This window comes from Aquicoccus sp. SU-CL01552, assembly GCF_040365005.1.
In the GTDB taxonomy this organism is placed as follows: Bacteria; Pseudomonadota; Alphaproteobacteria; order Rhodobacterales; family Rhodobacteraceae; genus Antarcticimicrobium.
This window is the reverse complement of record NZ_BAABWV010000041.1, coordinates 1-2564: the sequence shown is the minus strand read 5'-3', so window position 1 is coordinate 2564 and position 2564 is coordinate 1. Positions and strand designations below refer to the sequence as shown.

The 2564-nt window shown below is 53.4% G+C and carries 3 protein-coding genes; 2 read left to right on the top strand and 1 reads right to left on the bottom strand.

Going from position 1 to position 2564, the window contains the following annotated elements; all coding sequences use genetic code 11:
- Together ABWV23_RS22245 and ABWV23_RS22240 are read left to right on the top strand one after the other, a co-directional pair.
- Positions 1 to 777, top strand: a 777-nt coding sequence (locus ABWV23_RS22245; RefSeq protein ID WP_353351885.1) for an ISAs1 family transposase, incomplete at its 5' end; no start/stop codon positions are given.
- A 580-nt stretch (positions 778 to 1357) separates the two neighbouring features.
- The gene (locus tag ABWV23_RS22240) at positions 1358 to 2227 is read left to right on the top strand and encodes a polysaccharide pyruvyl transferase family protein (protein WP_353351883.1); all 870 of its coding nucleotides are present in this window, start codon (positions 1358 to 1360) and stop codon (positions 2225 to 2227) included.
- Positions 2228 to 2356: 129 nt separating this feature from the next.
- On the opposite strand, the gene ABWV23_RS22235 is transcribed toward ABWV23_RS22240, so the two are convergent.
- Positions 2357 to 2564: transposase (locus ABWV23_RS22235; protein ID WP_353351881.1), on the bottom strand; the 208-nt coding region annotated here is incomplete at its 5' end.

The window sequence follows — 2564 nt, the reverse complement described above, 5'->3', positions numbered from 1 at the left end:
GGCAAGGCATTGCGTGGCGCCCGCGATGCGGGCGAAAGCGCGCGGACGCGCATGATGGTCTCGGCCTATGCCACGCGGCTGCGTCTGACGTTGGCGACCGTGCCTGCCGACCGGGGCACGGAACTGGACGCGGCCATTGAAGCGCTCGGGCTGATCGCGCTCAAGGGCAAGGTTGTGACCGGCGACGCCCTTCATTGCAATCGCCGCACGGTTGCAGCGATCAATGCGGGAGGCGGCGATTGGTGTCTGGCGCTGAAGGGCAACCAGGACTCGCTGATTTCCGATGCCCGCAGCTGCTTCGGCAAGGCGAAGGAGGACCAACCCGTGGCTGTCTCCAAGGACTCCGGCCATGGGCGCAAGGAGACCCGAAGAGCCGTGGTCGTATCGGCCAACACGCTGGGAGACTATCATGAATTTCCCGGTCTCAAGGGGTTTGGCCGGATCGAGGCAACCCGTGAGGCGGACGGAAAGGTCACCTCCGAGACCCGCTATTTCGCCCTGTCCTGGATACCCACACCCGAGGTCCTGCTGACCACGGTCCGCGATCACTGGGCCATCGAGAACGCTCTGCACTGGCAGCTCGACGTCTCGTTTCGCGAGGACGCTGCACGCAACCGCAAGGAAAACGGTCCCGGCAACATCGCCGTGCTGCGCCGCCGCGCCCTCGATGTCGTTCGGCGCGACACATCAAAGGGCTCCCTCTCCATCAAACTCAAGCGTGCTGGCTGGGACGATGAATTTTTACGACACATTCTCAGTGCCTTGGCGGCGCCATGAACCAAATGCGATTGCCCTGATCCCAAGGATGGTAGTCTCAGATATCATGGCACTCTCTCTTCCTTATGCTTCGCGGTCTCGCAAATCGGGACGCCGTCAACTGTTCGAAACGGTGAAGAGAGGCAGGATCAGCCTGCTAGATGACGTGGTCATGCCACAAGGTGTTTAGCGCTGTATCCAACCCCGTCGCCTGTCCTGGCCGGGACCGGCGACGGGGAAGCTATATCAGGGCCGAGACACATAAGGTGTTCAGTCGAGCGTTTCCGCGCAACCCTCGGACGAAGACTGCCGCGGGAGAGTCCGCTAACCCAGTCGGTTCACGAACCGATCATAGAGCCTAACCCACAGAAGCTTTGACAGCCTTGTGTAAAGGAGGAAAATCCGGCAAGTCTTACGCAAGATAACGGATTCGGCTAGAAAAGAGCTGATTATGACACAAGGGGCTAACATGGATTTCTTCCGGAGAATTCACTTTGTTAAAATTTCCCATTTGGGATACTCAAATCAAGGTGACATCATATGCTCACCCTATGTTTACTTTCAGGACTTTTTTTCCAAATATGGGTGCATTCTACACTCAATGGACAGCATTTATTTCTCTGAAATTGGAAGAAACGATGTCGTCATACTGGGCGGCGGCGGACTTCTGGATTTTCAGACCAGGTTCAACGCAACAATACAGAAGTTGTGCGAATCTTGTGATACCGTCATTTTTTGGGGCGGCGGACACAATGGAGAATACGACGAGAAAAATAAACGCCCAACACACTTGGAGCCAAATATAGACATCAACCGCTTCGCTCTCTGCGGCGTCCGAGATTATGGATTGGATGGCTATGAGTACACCCCCTGCGCCTCGTCAGCGAACCCCTTGCTAAAATTCGCTCAAGAAAAAAATCCCACAAAGAAAATTTGCACCATGTTCCACAACAAGGGATATACTGATGCACTTCAGAATAATTTCGAAAACAAATCCCACTATCACAACATTGAAGATGTAATAAACTTTATTGCGAACCATGAGATCGTAATCACTGAAAGCTATCACTGTGCGCTCTGGGCAACGCTGGCAAATCGAAAAGTTATCATGCCGAAAGAAATCTTAAAATCAGTAAAGTACAACTACCTCAGGTATAAGCCCACCTTCCTGCCCTTCAAAGAAATACTAGAAATCCAAGAGACTGATAACCTGAGCGACCTGCCGAATTACCCTTTAGCTTACGAAGAAAGCTTTTCCGAAGTTTACTCCTTCATGAAAAAAGTGAAGGAAGTGGTCACATCGAAGATTCCAACCCCACAATTGGGATACATAGACTTTTACGAACGCCATCGTTTGGGAGAGATCATCCAACGCTGCGACGTTCTTCTTGATGCAAATTCGAAACTTAGGGCAGAACTGTCCGCCGCAGAATTAAAGATAAAGGAACTCGAAGCGGGAAAAATACAATAATGCTATACCTCTAGAAGGGTGCTGAAATAGTCGCCGAACAGGGACGGTTTTCCTCTGTCTGGGATGTCCCCTTGAACGGAATGCGCCGTCGGCGTGAAGGTCCTTTGCGCTTGGTGCCTGTTTTCTACTTCATGCGGCCAGTAGCCGGGGAAGTCGGGCGAGATTGTTGGCGGCCATTGTCAGAATCAAGCGGGAGCGCCCCCGTTCGACGCCGCGATACATCGTCTGGGCCATACCGCCAACGGTCTTGGCCCAGACGAAGGCCTCTTCGATCTGCTTTCGGCGCTTCAGGGACAGGACATAGCCCTTGTGCCGGGCGGTCACATCATGTGTGGGC

Coding starts and splice junctions, on each gene's coding strand:
- ABWV23_RS22240 (WP_353351883.1), top strand. CDS start 1,358: ATGGACAGCATTTATTTCTCTGAAATTGGAAGAAACGATGTCGTCATA.